We start from the raw sequence: 18,211 nt of genomic DNA, 5'->3' as shown, positions 1-18,211 counted from the left end.
CTTTGTTTGTGTATTCAATAAACTAAGTATTGCGAATTAACTTATTTTGTTAAAAACATTATAAAAAAGGATGAGCAACCACTCATCCTTTTTCCTTAACTATTAAGAATATCCTCAATCCTCGCTAATTCTTCCTCTGAAAATTCAAGGTTATTCAATGCAGCCACATTTTCCTCAATCTGGCTTACTTTGCTTGCACCTATGAGGACAGAAGTAACCCTTCCACCGCGTAAAACCCATGCTAACGCCATTTGTGAAAGGCTTTGACCACGTTCAACTGCAATTTCATTTAACTTTTGAACGCGCTCAATAACATCAGCTGTAACATGCTCTTCACTCAAGAACCCTGTTGGCTTTGCTGCACGAGAATCAGCTGGAATACCAGTTAGGTACTTATTGGTTAATAAGCCTTGTGCTAACGGACTAAAAGCAATCGAACCTACCCCATTTTCCTGTAATACATCCTGCAATCCGTCCTCAATCCAGCGGTTAAACATCGAATATTTTGGTTGATGGATTAACAACGGTGTCCCTAACTCATTCAAGATTTTGATTGCTTCTGCTGTTTGTTCCGCACTGTAGTTAGAAATTCCAACATATAATGCTTTACCCTGACGAACGATTGAGTCTAATGCTCCCATCGTTTCCTCTAGCGGTGTATTAGGATCTGGCCGGTGTGAATAGAAAATATCCACATAATCAAGTCCCATTCGTTTTAGACTTTGATCTAGACTTGATATCAAGTATTTTCTGGAGCCCCAATCCCCATATGGTCCTGGCCACATGTAGTAACCTGCTTTTGTAGAGATAATCATTTCATCACGATATGGAGCGAAGTCAGTCTTTAAGATTCTACCGAACATTTCTTCAGCTGCCCCCGCTGGTGGGCCATAATTGTTGGCTAAATCAAAATGAGTAATCCCTAAATCAAATGCCCTTCTCAGCATGGCCCGTCCATTTTCATAGGTGTCGACACCGCCAAAGTTATGCCAAAGCCCTAAGGAAATGGCTGGTAATAATACCCCAGATCGTCCGCTGCGATTATATTCCATAGATTGGTAGCGATTTTCTGCTGCTTCATACCCCATTTATGCTTCTCCCCATTTCATTATTTATTTAATTTAACATATTATCTTCATGCTTAGATCTGTTTCTTTGGCACTTGCCCTGCGCCTCCTCCTGTTATGGATGAGAAACAATAAGCTGACATTCTCCATCAATGGAAAATTCCCCCAGTCCAAAAGGAATAATGAAATGTGTCCCTTTATTTAATGAATACTTCTCTCCATTATGGAACAATGAACCTTCACCTTTGATGACGCTAAATAATAAGTATTGATCGTTATATGAAAATGAAGAATTACCACTTACATCCCACTTATAAACAGTAAAAAAGTCAGATTCTACAAATGTAGTAATCTCTACATTCCCCTTTAACTCAACAGAAGGCTTACTTCCAGTAACTTGATGCGGAACAGTCGTCACTTCTATGGCTTTATCTAAATGAAGATCACGCAAATTCCCTTGGTCATCCTTGCGGTCATAATCATAAACCCGGTAGGTTGTATCAGAACTTTGCTGTGTTTCTAATACAAGGGTACCTTCACATAGGGCATGGATAGTTCCACTTGGTACATAGAAAAAATCACCAGGTTGAATTTTTACTCTTCGAAGTAATTCATTCCATTTTCCATCATTAATCTGCTGAATTAATTCCTCTTTTGTTTTCGCATTATGACCGAATATCATATCTGCATCTTCTTTACAATCAATGATATACCAGCATTCGGTTTTCCCAAGTTCTCCATTTTCATATTCCTTTGCAAAAGAATCATCAGGATGAACTTGGACTGATAAATCTATATTTGCATCTAAAATTTTCGTTAATAGTGGAAAAACTTCCTCTTTTGGGTTTCCGAAAAGTTCAGGTTGTTCCTTCCAAAGCTTGTCCAACGAAACACCTGCAAAAGGTCCATTTTCAACAATTGAAGGTCCATTTGGATGTGCTGAAATAGCCCAGCATTCCCCTGTTTTATCAGAAGGAACGGAGTAGCCAAACTGATTTTTTAAGGTAGCTCCTCCCCAAATTCTTTCTTTAAAGACAGGCTTTAAAAATAATGGTTCCATCATTCATCCCCCTATTTTAGTTACTGTTTACATTCTGTAATGCTTGATAAGCCAACAAGAGTGATCCAGTAATCCCAGCATGGTCCCCTAAGCCTGGACTAACAATATAATCCGAAAGCTCCGGCAATGATACATACTCGTTTAATAACTCTGGCAAATATTTATAGATATGTGAAAATACTTGTTTTTGATTCATAACACCGCCGCCGAGAATAATTTTTTTCGGTGACAGAATCAAAATATATTGCATAAGCGCTTGGGCAATATAATAGCCTTCCAGCTCCCACACTTCTTCACGATCAACCAAGTGATTTCCCTTTTCACCCCAGCGTTCTTCAATCCCAGGTCCCGCTGCGAGTCCTTCGAAACAATCATTATGGTATGGACATTTTCCATTATAGCTATCATTTGGATGGCGGCGAACTAAAATATGACCCATTTCTGGATGGGATAGTCCTTGAAGCAATTTCCCCTGCACAATTGCTCCTGCTCCAATTCCTGTCCCAATGGTGATATATAAACAGCTGTCTAATCCTTTAGCAGCACCAAATGTTGCTTCTCCAAAAGCTGCGGCATTCACATCGGTATTAAAACCAACTGGAACTGAAAAGGTCTCCTTGATCGTTTGAACAAAAGGGAAGTCCTTCCATGCTAATTTTGGTGTAGAGGTAATGCAGCCATAAGTAGGACTCTCAATATTTACATCAATGGGCCCAAATGAACCAATCCCAATAGCTTCAATCGGATATTTCTTAAAGAATTGGATAACACTTGGCATCGTTTCTTCAGGTACCGTAGTAGGAATTTGGATTCGCTCAATAATCTTGCCGGACTCATCTCCGACTGCACAAACAAACTTTGTACCTCCTGCTTCAATTGCACCTAACATTATTTTCCCTCCAATTATCTTAAAGGATTAACAGTAGTTACCTCAAATTTATCATATCGATGGCGTGAAAAAGAGTACTCGAATGGAACACCATTATTCAAGAAACCAACATGCTCAACCTCAAGAATGGGATCATCAGGAAGACATTCTAAGTGTTCTTGATCTAATTTTTCAGATTTACACGCCCTAATAATTCGATGAGACCCTGCCATCGTTAAGCCTAAATCTTCTTCAATATACTTATAAACTGAGCCCTGAAGAACCTCATCTTTAATACCTAGAATAAGTGTAGTAGGCATGTATGTTTTCTCCATGACATAGGGTTCTCCATCAACCAATCTTAGACGAATGAGATAATATACCGGGGTTTTCTCATCAATGGCAAGATGGATGGCAACTTCTTCTGTTGGAAATTGTACCTCAAACTTTATCACTTTACTAGTGACCTTCTTATCCTTTAATAAGTTTGATAATCCTAAAGATTTATTGGTAGCAACATTTACCTTACTTTTATTAATCGCCGATTGGACAATAAACGTACCATGCCCTCTCTTCCGATAAAGCAATCCTTCCACAACTAAAAGGTCAAGAGCGCTTTTCATAGTCATCCGGCTGCAGACCAAATTCGACCATCTTGTAGAGTAAATGAGAATAAAGATAATAGTCAGGATTTATGTTCACATTTAATATTTCTAATTATAAAATCTATATTTAGAAACCGTTATTCTCTGAAACCTTTTTAACACCCAGAATATCAACGGTATTATTCTTGATAATCTCCATATCCCCCTCTTCAATAACTGGCATAATCCCTTCTTCTTTTAAAATTTGGACAAGCCCCTGTGGGAATTCACCTTTTACAGAAGGGTCTAAGAAAGATCGATTAAAAAAGGCATCACTAAGGACAGATGCTTTTAGATCAACAGGATGTTGACTTCACTTCATTTGGATAGTGGAAATCAAATAGGTAACCAGCTCTTTTAAATCATAACAAATCATAACATTCGCCTTAGATTCTCAAGTTAAGACAATTGTCCAACCCTTCGCTGGCCTAGGGTTTAGCCTTCTTGCGAACACCTATGTCTTTCGGTCTCTTTTCGAGCACACCATAGGGCAGGAGTTACCTGAGCTACCTTTATCCTCTTACGGCAATCCTTCCATTGAAATTTTCACATTCAAAAGAATGTCCGCACTAAAATAAGGGCTTAAAATCATTCACTTTCACTATTCTTGCATGGCCACATAGTGAATAAAGTCATCGATATACCAATTTCTATATAGCTCATGATGATAGGCACTATTTTTTAGGTCAGAAATCCAGCCTTGCACTTTCTTCCAATGTTTAAATAAATCACTTACCTGATGCCCCTTTTTTGCTTCCCTAGCAAAAAGGACTGACATCATTTGATTTGGAATTTTTTCTTTGAAACCCATGGCTCGACGTGCTAATACGAGGGCAGCACTTTGATGAATCGAAAGTCCGTACGTTTTTTGATATTTGACCCGTCCGATTAATGAAGAATAGTATGCCGAGACTTGTGCAAGAGAAACTTCCTCTTTAACGCATTTTGTAATCAAAGTGGTTATAATCTTTCGATAGACAAAGTTACTGCTCATGCGATTGAATATTGTATTTTGCTTAAATCATTGTTGAAATATAAATCTTCAATGGCTATTATTTCGATTCCATTCGACTTCACCCACTCGATGACAGAAGTAACGGTATTCCCAATCATCCAATTACGTTTGCCGACACGAACACTGTTGACATCATTCATCCAAAATACTTTACTTATACGGAAATTCCCGTTTGGATGAACGATGGTAGCGGCTAAATTGTCCGGATTGATATCGATGCCTGCACAGCCATTTGAAAAATCATAAGAGGATTTTAATCTTTGCTTGAAAGTTAAATGGACGTAGTATTTCCCGTTTTTTCGAAGGATTCGAACACTATAGGCTTGTTCACTTGAAAGGTAGGAAATAATTGTCAAGATGTGTTTTTCAGAGAATTGAACTTCAAAGCATAATCGTTCATTCTTATTTGAGGATAACGGATTTAAAACTTTCATTTCTACTGAACGGTTTAGTAGATAATGCAATTTGATATTTTCATTTCCGCCTTTTGAGGATTCACCCCGTGAAAAGAGGGCGTTGGTACGTGAATCGATCCACTCTTGTTTAGTGATTTTATGTTTACTTAAAAGGATCAGCCTTTTCCTTGTCCCATCAACGACCTTAGGAACACTGCCGTTTTGGATGTGATAGTGATAATAGTCCATTTTCTTTGTTAACTTTTTCATTCGGGACTGCCTATACAATATTAGGTCTCTTTTATTGGACTTGGTGGATTTTTGGATTTTTTTTATTTGCTTCTCTATTTTTTGTATCGCTGTTTTATATTGCTCCACATACAAAGGCAACAATTCCTTCTGCGAGGAAATGGAAGCTTCCGCTTCAAGAACAGCATCCCTCATATAGCGGGAGTTATTCAGAAATAGTGGCTTTGCTTTCGCTACTGCTTTCTTTCGGTTCAATCCATCAATGAGGCGTTCCCGCAAAAAACGTTTAGCCGATTGAAATTTACGCATGAGCTCGTCCAAAATCATCGACTCATTTACTGAAGGGTTACTAATAACTCCCGTATAAGCCAAATAATGAATCGGTTCCTTATCGATAATGGAAAGTAAACTTTTTATTCCTTTCCGGTTTTCATTTATTCCACTGGCAACTTCTTTGATCACATGGGAAATGGACATCCTTTTGTCAATAGCAAAGGAAGTGAGCCTCCCAACTTGGCGATCCAAGTTTCCCGCAACCTCCTGCTTTTTTGTAGAAACCCTCGTATAAATTACACAACCAGACTTTGTTCTACTCTCAGGTTACATCCCGTTATTTCCCTTCTAATTTGTCTATCTTAACAAAAGTCTTTTTAATAAATAATCTTCCCATCTTTTGTTAAAATAGAAAGGAACTAATTTTAAGACAAGGAGCTAATTCATTCATGACAAAATATCTTGGCTATATTGGAACCTATACCAAAGGAGACAGCAAAGGTGTTTACTCGTTTTCTTTTGACACTGATTCCGCAAAAATAACGGATATTAATGCCGTGGCAAACTTAGAAAATCCTACATACGTTACCGTTAGTAAGGACAATCAGTATCTTTACGCGGTATTGAAAGAGGGAGACGAGGGCGGTGTCGCATCGTTTTCAATTAATAAAAATTCAGGAGAATTAACACCGATTAACAAACAACTTTTACCAGGAGCATCCCCTTGTCATGTTAGTTTAGATTCAAACCGAAAGTTTTTATTCAGTTCAAATTATCACAAGGGCTCGGTTGAATCCTACTTACTTAATCCAACTACGGGTGCGATTAATCCCCCCGTTTCAATTATGAAGCATGAGGGGTCTGGACCAGATCCTAGACAAGAAAAACCGCATACCCATTTTGCAGGTGTAACACCAGATGAAAAGTACGTTGCAGTAGTGGAGTTAGGAACAGATTGTCTGATTACCTATCAAATAGGCGAAGGTGGCTCTCTTGAGGAGGTTAGCCGCTTACCACTAAAAGGCGGCAGTGGACCAAGACATCTTGCTTACCATCCACACAAAAACCTTGCTTACATCATGACCGAGTTTAGTTCCGAAGTGATTGTTTTAACTTATCACCCGGAAAATGGACATTTCACAGAGAAACAATATATTTCTACGCTTCCAGACGATTTTAACGAGAATAACCAAGGAAGTGCGATTCATATATCTTCTGATGGACAGTTTGTATACGCTGGTAACCGCGGCCACAATAGTATTGCTGTGTTCCGTGTAGATCAAGAAACGGGCGAGCTTAGCTTTGTAGAGCGTACATCTACGGAAGGTGACTGGCCGAGAGATTTTATGTTCGACCCAACCGAGAAATACATTATTGCTTCCAACCAAGAGTCCAGCAATATTGTGTTGTTTTCACGTGATCTGAATACAGGAAAACTTACTTTACTACAGTCGGATATCGAAGTTCCGCATCCCGTTTGTATCAAGTTCCTACATATGTAAAATAAAAAAACAGGATGAGTGATTAACTTGTCCTGTTTTTTGACGTAATAACGCGATAAAATTCATAGTCACAGCCAATACTAATTGAGATGCTTGAAATGAAAAGGATGTGTCTTCATTGGATTTTTTTCATAGCCAAGAAACACTTAGTTCAATTGAGTGGATATTAAGAGCAGTTATTGCATTTTTCTTTTTACTCATTGTTGCCAAAGTTATGGGCCAACGTACCATTTCCCAATTAAGATTATTAGATTTTGTTATTACCTTAGTTCTAGGAAATATTATTGCTCATCCATTATCGGATGAACGTCTTGGAATGAAAGGTTCGATGATTACAACCGTTGTATTGGTGGTTTTGTATACTGGAAGCTTATTAATTAGCTTAAAATCGAGCCGCATTGAAAAGTTCCTAGATCCAGATCCATTTCCACTTATAAAAGATGGCAAAATCAATTATAAAGGCTTAAAGAAAGCAAGAATTTCTATTGATCATTTATTAGCAGAGTTACGAAAAGAAAAAGTAGAGGATGTAAAAAAAGTAGCTTTGGCATTGTGGGAGTCTGATGGAAAAATCTCGATTTTTTTAGATCCAAAATACCAGGCATTGACACCGGCAAGCTATCAAATGAAAATAGAGCCTTTTGATCTTCCTAAAACGATTATTAAGGAAGGAAAGATAGATTTTTCTGTAATGCAGCAAATAAACGTAGAGGAAGAGTGGATTGTTAACACACTTAAGACTCTTCATCAGGTAGAAGTTGGTGAAGTTCTGCTTGGTACGGTTGATAGTAAAAAGAATGTGAAGGTGTTTTTGTTTAAATAACTTTTTGCCAGGTTGAAAATTTTTTAATTAAAAAGTATCGAACCTATTTTTTGTTTTTCCACTATTCAAAATGCGATTTGCAGGAATGGATCTCATAGCCAATTCATTATAGTTACTCTCTAATTTAAATATAAACACGGGGTCAGAATGTTGTATTAGGTGTAAATCCCAGCACATTCCATCAATTTTATTAAATTGTCCTTGGATAGTCATGATATGTTTGGTATTGTTTGAAGGTTGAATCTGTAAATTGGTAAAAGAATTACCACTACATTCGTTCGGAATGGTTTCACTGCCTTCTATAACAATATTTTCAATACAGTCTTCCAATGAAATTTTATCAAAGCGATTTGCATTTACATAAGCAAATCCACTAGCAGGTTTAACAGCTTTTAAATAAATACCTTTCTCAAATGATACAATTTTTATATCTGTAAAGTTTAAAAATGAAATCTCATGCCCAGTTCCACCAGAATACATCTTGATACCTGTGCCTGATACAGTGCCTGTCCAATTCAACAAGACAAGATTTTTAAGTGATGTATTATTCCACGTATTATAATATTTATACTTCCCATCTAAATAAATCACTTCTTTGGTGTACCCATTATAATCTGCCATAATACTGGCATCCCACAATGAAGCATCCTTTTGTAGTTCAAATCCTCGAACGTTAGCACCAATTACAAATCTTGTCCCATAACTTCCTTGTAATTTAACGCCTTGTTTAATGATAACCGTTCCTGTAATATAATAATCTTTATCTGCAGCAATAACTGTTTTCCTAGCATTTTGGGAGGCAAAATCAATTGCAGCCTGAATCTTCGCCTGTGGTGTATTACCTGTAAAATCCTCAACATAGACATTTGGATTTTCTGCCATTTTCCCTCTTTTTTCCTCCTTTGTTATTTTTATTAGGTTTCAAATTATTATATAAGTATAATAATTTATTGCATAATTAAATAACCTATAGTAATAAAATTTATTTAACTAGCATGAGATTGGAGAGAACATAAAACAGCCCTAAATTTTGAATGAACATAATTTAGGGCTGTTTATTTTGGGTACATTTGACCTCACCTCTATTACCATTAGATTTATCCGTGTAAGGGTTTTCTATCAGGAGCTGGTCGGTTCCTCACTTTTTTATCATTCATTCCTATAGAAATTCTCCCAGCAAAATAGTATCCGTATGGTATTTTATTCAAGACAAATGTGGATGCAATTGACAATAACAAACTAGCAAAGAAATATAATACTGTTAGTAGGGATGGATGAATTTCCAAGGACATACGCTTGTAAACTAGGTACATCACAGCTAAAAAGACAGGATGTATTAAATAGATGCCGAACGAATATTGGCTAATCCAACCAAAGATTTTAGGTACTTTGGGAATTTTTGTGGCAATAAAGTAAATCAAAAAAATCATACTAGTTGTAAAGAAGACCATATCTACTCTTTTGGATGAAATAATCGGTAAAATTTTTGACCCATATAAAAACAGGCAAATGAATCCTAATACGAATGGACTGACAATTACCCACTTTGAATATCTGTTCAAAAGGTTGATAAAAACGGAAAAGTGTTTGCCACAATAATAAGCAAGCGAAAAATAAAACACCCAGCCTAAAAAGGGAATCCAATAGTATTTTTCCCATATGTAAACCCCAATTTCAGTTGGATAGGGCTTTACAAAGTTGAAAAAGCCTAAATAGGCAATGTTTATCAAAAGTGTGCTTCCCATAACCACTGACGGTTTCCACTTTTGCAAATGTTTATGGAAAAGATAATGTAGCAAGTAAAATTGAAAGATAACCAAGATAAAATAGCCATGGAAATCCCCTAATAAAAGATGACGCCAGAAAAATTGTCCAAACGAACTCAGCAAACTAGTTCCTGTACTTAAGGATTGTTCAAAGGCTTTTAATACGGCAAAAAATGTTCCAAATAATATATAGGGAACCATTACATTCTTAAGTCTTTTAGCCCAAAAGTTTGTGGGTAGTTCATTTGGGTATGAACGTGATAAGATAAATTCCGAAATAAAAATAAAGGTGGGCGTACCAAAAGTTAATAAAACTCTTAATAGATTGACTGTATTATTTTCATCAGCATAAGCTCTTGCAAGTGAATGAAGAAGTAAAATACTTAAACAAGATATACTTCTCATTAAGAAAATTTCATTTATCAATTTTTTCTGCAAAATTCTCTCTCCCTTTCAAGGAAAAATAGCTAATAGTAAATTACTTTTTTAATTATGGCTTTTTTCGCATAGATTGTTGTTATTCGTATAAGTTCATCACCCGTATAACTTTATAAATCGTGGCATCTTTTCGTAAGAACATTTGCGAAAATTACCTAGAAACTTAGTAAATGACCCTAATTAAGCTCCAGAAGCAACAAAGTTTACGAAAAGAGCCTTAATTATTCATAAAAGAACACTTCTACATATTGGTATAATTTTCTTTTTGCGTCATTTCCATAGACACCAAAGGTATTACCAATTATTTTTACATATTCACTAATTGTGATACCAACATTGTGCTTATTCATCCACCATGCCCTTGGATTATAAGAACTATCACTAGATACATAAATTAGCTCATCATGGCTACCCTTATAGACTCGATCGAAATTATATTTTACCCTCCTCATATGGAAATCAGAAGAGACTAAGATTGCAGAATGAAAGTTATATTTTTTCATTATTTTCTTAACATAGACTGCACTTTCGTATGTGCTATCTGCCCTTTTCTCCAATATTAGAGATTTGCTTGGCAGAAGTGTGACAGCCTTTTCCCATAAACCGTCGGCCAATCCATTTGATACGATGAGTTTATTTGCATACCCCAACTCGTAAAGATCAATTGCTTTTTCCAGTCGCCCTTCTCCTCCACTCAATACAACAATCGCGTCTACTTCTTTCGGCACTTCATCAATCACCAAAAATCGTCCCGCAAAGAATAGGAAAAGAAAAAAGAATAGAACCACCGAAAATAGAAGTTTATTACGAATAATTTTTTTATTAAAAGTGGGAAGTGCTCCTTTGCCTCTTTTTCGTAAAGGCATAATCGTTGAACGTAACATGTTTATCTCCTGTAAAGATCTATTTATCAACCACAGATTTCAGTAAATGAATTAGTTAAACAATTGTTTCAAATATAAATAAATACGTAACATGTCGGTCCGTTCCTATACAGTTGCTTGTTCAATAATGCTATAGATTTCTCTATAGGACTGTCTTCTATCAAATTTTTCTTCGGCTAATTTCCTCGCATTTTCTCCAAATGCCACAAGTAAACCTTTATTATTGTAAAGCTTTTCAATTAGTGTCGCTAATTTTTCCGGTTCCCCAGAGTTGTAGTTATATCCAATATTTTCGTTCTTCACCATTTCCATAAATTCCTTATTAAGGCTACTATTTATTACTGGTAAACCCGCTGATAAGAAATCTCCGATTTTGTTCGTAATACTTTGTTGAGCACCCTTACTGATTGCATTTGCTGCTAAATCCGAATTTACTAAGTATGGAATCAATTCGTCATACTTAAAATGCCCCATAAAATCCACAGGAGCGCCCAATTGATTAGCCAGTTTTTCAAATTTTGGTTGTAATGGCCCGGATCCGAATACTTTAAATACAATATTGGATATTCCTTTATTTTTTAGAATTGAAACTGCACGAATCACTGTTTCTAGGTCATAACTATAGCTGATGGTACCGATATAGGTAATCCAAAATTCATTAGGATCTTTCTTTACAAGCTTCTCTTTATAGCTATCAAAAATACCCAGGTCTGTTCCTATAAATATGGGTAAGTAACTTCTCGCATTCTTATTGACTTTGTTTACTCGCTCCACATAACTTTTTGAAACACCCACAACATAGTCTGCTAAACTATAAATTTTATTGGCATAGGCGGTAAGTGGATATAATATGACATCAACCAATACCTCTGGAAGCGGGATAGCATTTTTAATTGCCTCTGGCCATACGTCTTGTATATCCATCACGAATGGAATCTGAAACTTCTTGGCATATCTCCCAACAATAAAAGCGGCATCCATCATAGGATAGGCACAATAAATCACATCTGGCTTTTTTTGAATATTTTTTAAATAATGCGTTAGCTGCTTTGAAAAGTACCTGTGACTTTGAATACGGTCAATACCAATATTCTTTTTGTACCCTAGTTCATCTATCATGACGATTTTATACTTTATGCTACTACAGATTGTTTCAATCTTCGTTTTATCTCGAAAGCTTTTATCACTGTGCTTAAAACTACTCGTAAGCAACGTAACCTTGTGGCCTTTTTTACTCAACTTGTCTGCAATATAAGTGAATCTGTTAAAACCTTTTTCCCCTGGAAGTATTGTAAAGGGAGCAACTAAAAGAATCTCTCTATTATTTGTTAACATCCTTCCACTCTCCATTCGACATCAGGTTAGCGTTCTTACTAAACTACTACTTGCATAGTTTTCTTAGAATGATTGGTGATAAATAAAAGTACTTCTTTAAGTGATCCTCTATCTAGATTGCTATAATTCTCAAGTAAATTGGTAATGTTTGTAACATCTAAATTCACTGATTTACCAACAAAAATTTTGGGATGTATCTGATAATCCTGCACTTCATTTTTGTTTAAAATTTCTTCAAATAACTTCTCACCTGGTCTTATTCCAGAGAAAGTTATTTCTATCTCATCTACAGAACAGCCGGATAAGCGAATTAAATTTTTGGCCAAGTCAACAATTTTTACTGGTTCTCCCATATCGAGGACAAAGATTTCCCCACCTTGTGCAAGAGATCCTGCTTGTAATACGAGTTTAGAGGCTTCAGGGATTGTCATAAAATATCTTGTCATTTCAGGGTGTGTTACCGTTACAGGGCCGCCTCTCGCGATTTGGTCCTTGAACAACGGAATGACACTCCCCCTGCTTCCTAACACATTACCAAATCGGACTGCTACAAATCTTGTATTACTTTTTCGATCAAGCTCCTGGACAATCATCTCTGCTATTCTCTTCGTAGCTCCCATCACACTTGTTGGATTTACGGCCTTATCAGTCGAGATCATGACAAAAGTCTCAACATCATTTTCTCCTGCTGCTTCAGCAACATTTTTTGTACCTATCACATTATTTTTTATGGCTTCTTCAGGATTTCGCTCCATTAATGGCACATGCTTGTGTGCTGCTGCATGAAATACCACCCTTGGTTTATATTCATTCATAATGGTGAACATTTTATCCCGGTCTGTGATATCAGCTATTTCAGTCAAAATTTGAATGGTATTTCGAAAATTGGACCTTAATTCCATTTCAATCGAATAGATACTATTCTCCCCATGGCCAAGTAGTATAAGTTTTGATGGTTTAAAATGAGAAATTTGTCGGCAAATTTCAGAGCCAATCGAACCACCTGCACCGGTAACAAGTACTACGCTATTTGTAATGTATTTCGCAATCGAGTCCGTATCTAATTCAACAGGATCCCTGCCCAAAAGGTCACCTGGTTCTACATTGCATATTTCATTAACTGAGACCTTACCTGTTACTAAGTCTTCAAACATCGGTATCATCTGTGTATTAATCTTTGTTTTTGTGCATTCCATATAAATATCGTGCAACTCCTTTTTATTAAGGGAAGGAATAGCAATAACGATATTTTCAATCATTAGATTTTTGACCGTGTCTTGAAGCTTATTTAAGCCGCCATGAACTGGCAGACCCAAAATTTCAAGATGTTGCTTTTGTATATCGTCATCAATAAATGCGACGGGACTAAGTTCACCGTTACTATGCTTTAATTGTCTTGCTACTAACATGCCAGCAGACCCAGCTCCGATAATAAGCGTTCGCTTCTTAGCTATATTGTTTCCTTCCAAATGTTTATCTTTATAAATACGCCAAGAAAAACGAGAACCGCCAATTAAAAACAAGTGCATCATCCATGTAGTTGTTAAAATTCGAAAAAATATTTGTTGCCCAATAATAAATTGAATAATCGCTGCTGTAATTACAGAAAAGGTGACGGCCTTTAAAATGAATACCATTTCATCGACACTCGCATACTCCCAAGCTCTTTTATACAGCTTATATTTATAAGCGAAAATATGATGGCTTAATAGCAAGGTTGTTGACACAAGAGTCAAAGGTAATGCGGGGACAACACATCCTGAAAACAAAAGAAAACTACATATATATACGGATGTGAACACTATTAAAGAATCAACTATTAATAAAGAAATCAATCGTTTCTGAAAACTCATGATTAGACATTCCTTTCTGATTCTTTTAAAAAAATTTTGTAAAGCTTCTAACTTTTTCAGATGAAATAGGAACATTGGTGCAAAAAGGAAGGCCCCTATAAATGCACAAGATCCATTGTTCTAAATAAAGAACATTCATACATTAGATGTTCTCCAATTATTAGGAAAAACAGCTATTTTTCAATAGATTCATTCCTACTACTCGGGAGCTAGGTGGAAATATATTTTTGTTTCCTTTTATGAGTGATAAAAGATTGAATGGTTTGTATAACCCTTGTTTGCTCTTCTTCCGACATGTTTGTACCTGAAGGTAAACAAATTCCTCTTTCAAATAAATAATCAGAGACGCTCAAATGGTTTGAATGAGGATAGTATTTAAATTCATTTAATAACGGTTGTAAATGCATTGGTTTCCAAATTGGTCTCGCTTCAATATTTTCTTTTTCTAGCGCCTGAATCAACTCAAGTGGAGAAAACAATGGTTGTTCTGAATCTATAAATAAAGTGGTCAACCAGCGATTATGACGTGTCCCTTGATATTCCGGCATAAAAACAAACTCTTTAATATGACTTAATTCGCGAACATATCTTTGAAAAATAGCTTGTTTTTGTTCCACTCTTTCTTCAATAGCAGTTAGTTGTGCAATTCCGATTCCCGCCAAAATATTACTCATCCTATAATTGTGGCCCAACTCACTATGCTGATAATATGGACTATTGTCTCGTGCTTGCGTTGCGAGAAACTTTCCCTTTACTAGTGCCTCCTGGGCATTTGAAACCAACATTCCCCCACCCGAGGTGGTAATAATTTTGTTTCCATTGAAGGAATACACACCAAATTTCCCTATCGTTCCACTTTTTCTCCCTTTGTAGATAGAACCAAGTGATTCAGCCGCATCTTCAATAATCGGCACCTGATAAAAATTACAAATTTCTACTATTTCATCCATTTTGGCAATCTGCCCATAGAGATGGACGACTATTACAGCTTTGGGGAGATTACCTTCTTTTTTCGCATCTTTGAATGCTTTTTTCAAAGCTTTAGGTGACATATTCCATGTATCAAACTCTGAATCTATAAATATAGGTTCCGCATGCTGGTAAAGAATCGGATTTGCACTTGCTACAAAGGTAAGTGTGGAGCAAAAAACTTTATCCCCTGCTTTCACATCAAGTAATCTTAATGCCAGATGGATTGCTGCTGTACCCGAACTGACGGCTAAAGCGCCATTCACTCCAACATATTGCGATATATTCTCTTCAAAAAGGTCAACATTAGGGCCTAATGGAGCAATCCAATTCGTTTTAAAGGACATATCAATATATTTCTGCTCATTGCCGGTCATATGTGGTGAAGAAAGATAAATTCGCTTATTATTACTTTCCATGAACTCACATCCATTTCTTAATGGCGTATTTCTACTAGACTAAATAAGTAAAGGTTATTGTTTAGTAAGAAGATTTTTCAAGGCTAGATCCGGATGTCTGTACAAAGGAAAATAATTTTCATTAACTGGCAGGTCTTTAATTAGCTCATGATAAATTTCCCCATTACGAATTCTTTTTCCAATGTAAAAGGGCAAATCCCCATATTTATTAAAACGCTTTTTAAAACGATATAATGTATCGGTATCTCCAGCATATCCTCCGCCTAAATGTAAGACTTTCTTTCCTTGAGACTTTGCCCATTCAACAACATAATGAATTAAAGAATTATTAGGAGAGTACTTTAAATATTCTTCATCCGAACCTAATAAATGATAATGGATGAAGTCACCATAGAGCATAAAAAAGCAAGACAGTGTGACTTTATCGTCCATCATGACTTCGATTAATTCCAAGTGATCCCGCAAAAGTTCAACACTATTATCAAAAAAGTCTTTCTGAAAATAGTAATATTCATATGCGTTTTTCTTATCCATTGTTTTATAATATAGATTCATAAAGTTTTCTAATTCGTTTGGAGATCGATGGACTATCGTAAAATATTCATTGGCTTTTGCCTTCCGTAGTCTATTTCTGTTTTTGTTATCATAATTTTCCCATATTTCTTCTAAATCCAAAGATAAATCAACGAAAATAGTATGTCGGTTTAATGTAGATTCAATATCTTTATAATCCAGGTGATTCCGAATAAATGGATGAAATCGAACAAACTCCGAAATAATATTGTTTTGAAAACAATAAGAACTTAATGAATCCTCAAATTCGCTATATAGTTGTTTTTTATGGGATTCCACCTTCGAATTTGTAATTGGGCCTCCATACCCATATGGAGTTGTAATATCATACAAATCCCCATATTTTCTTCTTACGTCCTCTGCATATGTTAAGTCATTAAGCCCTCTCAATAAAAACGGGTAATAGACAAAATCCTCACCATTTTCATATATAAAGAGTTGTGCCTTCCCCTCCCCATTTCTCTCATAAATTTCAAAATATTCAGGTGTAAAATACACATCCTTACTTTCTGTTTTTTCTAAAAATTCGTGCCAGTTCTCTTTTTCACTTAAATCAAATGTTCTATAAACCACTAAAGTCCCCCCAATAATTTTCCTTAAAAAGAGTTCAATTCGACGAAATTTCATCTTAATCAATCGAAATATAGATGAAACATGTTACCTGAAAATTTTTCATTTAAATCTAGTTAATTTCTACATTCATCCTGTTGCTTATACACGCCAATGTGAACGTAAAGTGTTTTGAAAATACTTCGCGTGTCAATAGAAGCAGTTTCCGTTTTGGGTCTAGCTGATAAAGACAGTGAAGTAAATCATGATCATTAAAGGACTTAGGGTTCGTTAATCGATAGAATTGATTATTAATTTTACCTATTTGATAAACTCCATTTCTAGTTGAACATGTAAACATAGAAAAATCATATTCCTTTTGCTCCGCTTCAGCATTAGGATAATTCTCTATATAACATTCGTAAGTAAAGTTAGAACGTGCTAAAGTAGGCTGCTCCCCAACATACCAGTAAGTAGATTCATTTCTAACAAAGCCGATTTTTTCATACCAACTCATAGCTTCACCGTTATGATCAAAAACATCTAGGGACATCTTAGACTTTCCGTATTCATCCAATAACTTAAATCCATGTTGTACTAAAAGTGACCTCCCAATGCCAAATCCTTGATATTCAGGGAAAACATAAATATTATTTAAAAAAAGAGTTTCCTCAAAAATACGCCATTCTGTATAACCAGCTAAATGGTCATCAATAAATGCCCCATAAAATTTCACTCTTCGATTTTTTTCAGGAATCGTAAGCAGGTTTTTTATATATGCTTCGTAGCCCTTTGAACTAAAGATTGTGAGTGAAAAAATGTCCTTATTCATTCCGGACTCAATCAGTTTGGGGATTAGATGAGCATCTTCTTTTTTTAGAGGTTCAATACATATTTTCATTGGTTATATTCCGCCTCATGTATACTAAGCTTTCATCCGTCGTTCCACATCCAGATCTAACATTTGTTGATCAGGTACATCAGCAATCCCCTCTCGTTTAAGGGTTTTACTTATTGTCTTGAAAATAATCCTTAAGTCTAAGAGGAAAGACAGGTTTTCCACGTACTTTACATCTAATGTCAATCTGCTGTTCCAGTCTAACTGGTTCCTGCCCTCCACTTGTGCATACCCCGTAATTCCTGGTCTTACAGTATGTCTTTTTCTTTCTTCTAGAGAATAGTGAGGTAAATATCGAACTAATAGTGGACGAGGTCCAACCAAACTCATGTCACCTTTCACCACATTTAGTAATTGTGGTAACTCATCCAGACTTAAGCGTCTTATCATAAGTCCAACTTTTGTTAATCGAATTGAATCCGGTAAATCGTTCCCGGCTTCATCCTTTTCATTGGTCATTGTTCTAAACTTATATAGAATAAAAATCTGCTCATGATACCCTACTCGTTTTTGTTTAAATAATATCGGCGAACCTAATTTCACTCTGACAACAATTGCAACCCCAAGCATGATAGGGCTGAAAAGGCACAGAAGGAGTACACCTGCAAGAATATCAAATAATCTTTTCATT

16 protein-coding genes and 2 pseudogenes are annotated in these 18,211 nt (G+C 35.9%); 2 read left to right on the top strand and 16 right to left on the bottom strand.

Annotated elements, in window-relative coordinates; genetic code table 11:
• Window positions 1–95: 95 nt before the first annotated feature.
• The 7 genes and pseudogenes from mgrA to ACJ004_RS10930 form a co-directional block, all read right to left on the bottom strand.
• A complete protein-coding gene (gene mgrA, locus ACJ004_RS10960) occupies window positions 96–1,088 on the bottom strand; it encodes an L-glyceraldehyde 3-phosphate reductase (RefSeq protein WP_410892974.1) in 993 nt (330 codons plus the stop codon).
• A 94-nt stretch (window positions 1,089–1,182) separates the two neighbouring features.
• Window positions 1,183–2,130 (bottom strand): mannose-6-phosphate isomerase, class I, encoded by a 948-nt coding sequence (gene manA / locus ACJ004_RS10955; protein WP_410892973.1) that lies wholly within the window; start codon window positions 2,128–2,130, stop codon window positions 1,183–1,185.
• A gap of 13 nt (window positions 2,131–2,143) precedes the next feature.
• A complete protein-coding gene (locus tag ACJ004_RS10950; RefSeq protein ID WP_410892972.1) occupies window positions 2,144–3,016 on the bottom strand; it encodes an ROK family protein in 873 nt (290 codons plus the stop codon).
• Window positions 3,017–3,030: 14 nt separating this feature from the next.
• Window positions 3,031–3,633, bottom strand: a pseudogene (locus ACJ004_RS10945) (GntR family transcriptional regulator); the annotation flags it as partial.
• Window positions 3,634–3,757: 124 nt separating this feature from the next.
• Window positions 3,758–3,952: pseudogene (locus ACJ004_RS10940) on the bottom strand (family 1 glycosylhydrolase); the annotation flags it as partial.
• A 288-nt stretch (window positions 3,953–4,240) separates the two neighbouring features.
• Entirely contained in the window at window positions 4,241–4,594 is a 354-nt protein-coding gene (locus ACJ004_RS10935; protein WP_410892971.1) for a hypothetical protein, read from the bottom strand.
• A 35-nt stretch (window positions 4,595–4,629) separates the two neighbouring features.
• Complete coding sequence (locus tag ACJ004_RS10930; RefSeq protein ID WP_410893079.1) at window positions 4,630–5,868, bottom strand: recombinase family protein; 1,239 nt, start codon at window positions 5,866–5,868, stop codon at window positions 4,630–4,632.
• A gap of 152 nt (window positions 5,869–6,020) precedes the next feature.
• Here ACJ004_RS10930 and ACJ004_RS10925 point away from each other — a divergent pair, with 152 nt between their 5' ends.
• Window positions 6,021–7,073: a lactonase family protein gene (locus ACJ004_RS10925; protein WP_410892969.1), complete on the top strand. Its 1,053-nt coding sequence runs from the start codon at window positions 6,021–6,023 to the stop codon at window positions 7,071–7,073.
• A 118-nt stretch (window positions 7,074–7,191) separates the two neighbouring features.
• On the top strand, window positions 7,192–7,896 hold the full coding sequence (locus ACJ004_RS10920; RefSeq protein WP_410892968.1) for a DUF421 domain-containing protein: 705 nt from the start codon (window positions 7,192–7,194) through the stop codon (window positions 7,894–7,896).
• A gap of 27 nt (window positions 7,897–7,923) precedes the next feature.
• Here the strand turns inward: ACJ004_RS10920 and ACJ004_RS10915 are convergent, their stop codons facing one another.
• The 9 genes from ACJ004_RS10915 to ACJ004_RS10875 form a co-directional block, all read right to left on the bottom strand.
• On the bottom strand, window positions 7,924–8,778 hold the full coding sequence (locus tag ACJ004_RS10915; protein WP_410892967.1) for a hypothetical protein: 855 nt from the start codon (window positions 8,776–8,778) through the stop codon (window positions 7,924–7,926).
• A 215-nt stretch (window positions 8,779–8,993) separates the two neighbouring features.
• Window positions 8,994–10,100: an acyltransferase family protein gene (locus ACJ004_RS10910; RefSeq protein WP_410892965.1), complete on the bottom strand. Its 1,107-nt coding sequence runs from the start codon at window positions 10,098–10,100 to the stop codon at window positions 8,994–8,996.
• A gap of 221 nt (window positions 10,101–10,321) precedes the next feature.
• Window positions 10,322–10,984, bottom strand: a complete 663-nt coding sequence (locus tag ACJ004_RS10905) for a YdcF family protein (protein ID WP_410892964.1) — start codon at window positions 10,982–10,984, stop codon at window positions 10,322–10,324.
• 105 nt (window positions 10,985–11,089) lie between these two features.
• Complete coding sequence (locus tag ACJ004_RS10900) at window positions 11,090–12,319, bottom strand: glycosyltransferase family 4 protein (protein WP_410892962.1); 1,230 nt, start codon at window positions 12,317–12,319, stop codon at window positions 11,090–11,092.
• A gap of 38 nt (window positions 12,320–12,357) precedes the next feature.
• Window positions 12,358–14,172, bottom strand: a complete 1,815-nt coding sequence (locus ACJ004_RS10895) for a polysaccharide biosynthesis protein (RefSeq protein WP_410892960.1) — start codon at window positions 14,170–14,172, stop codon at window positions 12,358–12,360.
• A 209-nt stretch (window positions 14,173–14,381) separates the two neighbouring features.
• Window positions 14,382–15,560: an aminotransferase class I/II-fold pyridoxal phosphate-dependent enzyme gene (locus ACJ004_RS10890; protein WP_410892958.1), complete on the bottom strand. Its 1,179-nt coding sequence runs from the start codon at window positions 15,558–15,560 to the stop codon at window positions 14,382–14,384.
• Window positions 15,561–15,614: 54 nt separating this feature from the next.
• Window positions 15,615–16,706: a GNAT family N-acetyltransferase gene (locus tag ACJ004_RS10885; RefSeq protein WP_410892956.1), complete on the bottom strand. Its 1,092-nt coding sequence runs from the start codon at window positions 16,704–16,706 to the stop codon at window positions 15,615–15,617.
• Window positions 16,707–16,815: 109 nt separating this feature from the next.
• Window positions 16,816–17,583: a GNAT family N-acetyltransferase gene (locus ACJ004_RS10880; RefSeq protein ID WP_410892954.1), complete on the bottom strand. Its 768-nt coding sequence runs from the start codon at window positions 17,581–17,583 to the stop codon at window positions 16,816–16,818.
• Between the two features lie 24 nt (window positions 17,584–17,607).
• On the bottom strand, window positions 17,608–18,210 hold the full coding sequence (locus tag ACJ004_RS10875) for a sugar transferase (protein ID WP_410892952.1): 603 nt from the start codon (window positions 18,208–18,210) through the stop codon (window positions 17,608–17,610).
• Window position 18,211 lies beyond the last annotated feature (1 nt).

Origin of the sequence: Neobacillus sp. 204 (assembly GCF_046562815.1) — a bacterium.
Taxonomy (GTDB): Bacteria; Bacillota; Bacilli; order Bacillales; family Cytobacillaceae; genus Neobacillus.
Note: the sequence above shows the minus strand (reverse complement) of the source record. Positions and strands in the feature narration are given on the sequence as shown.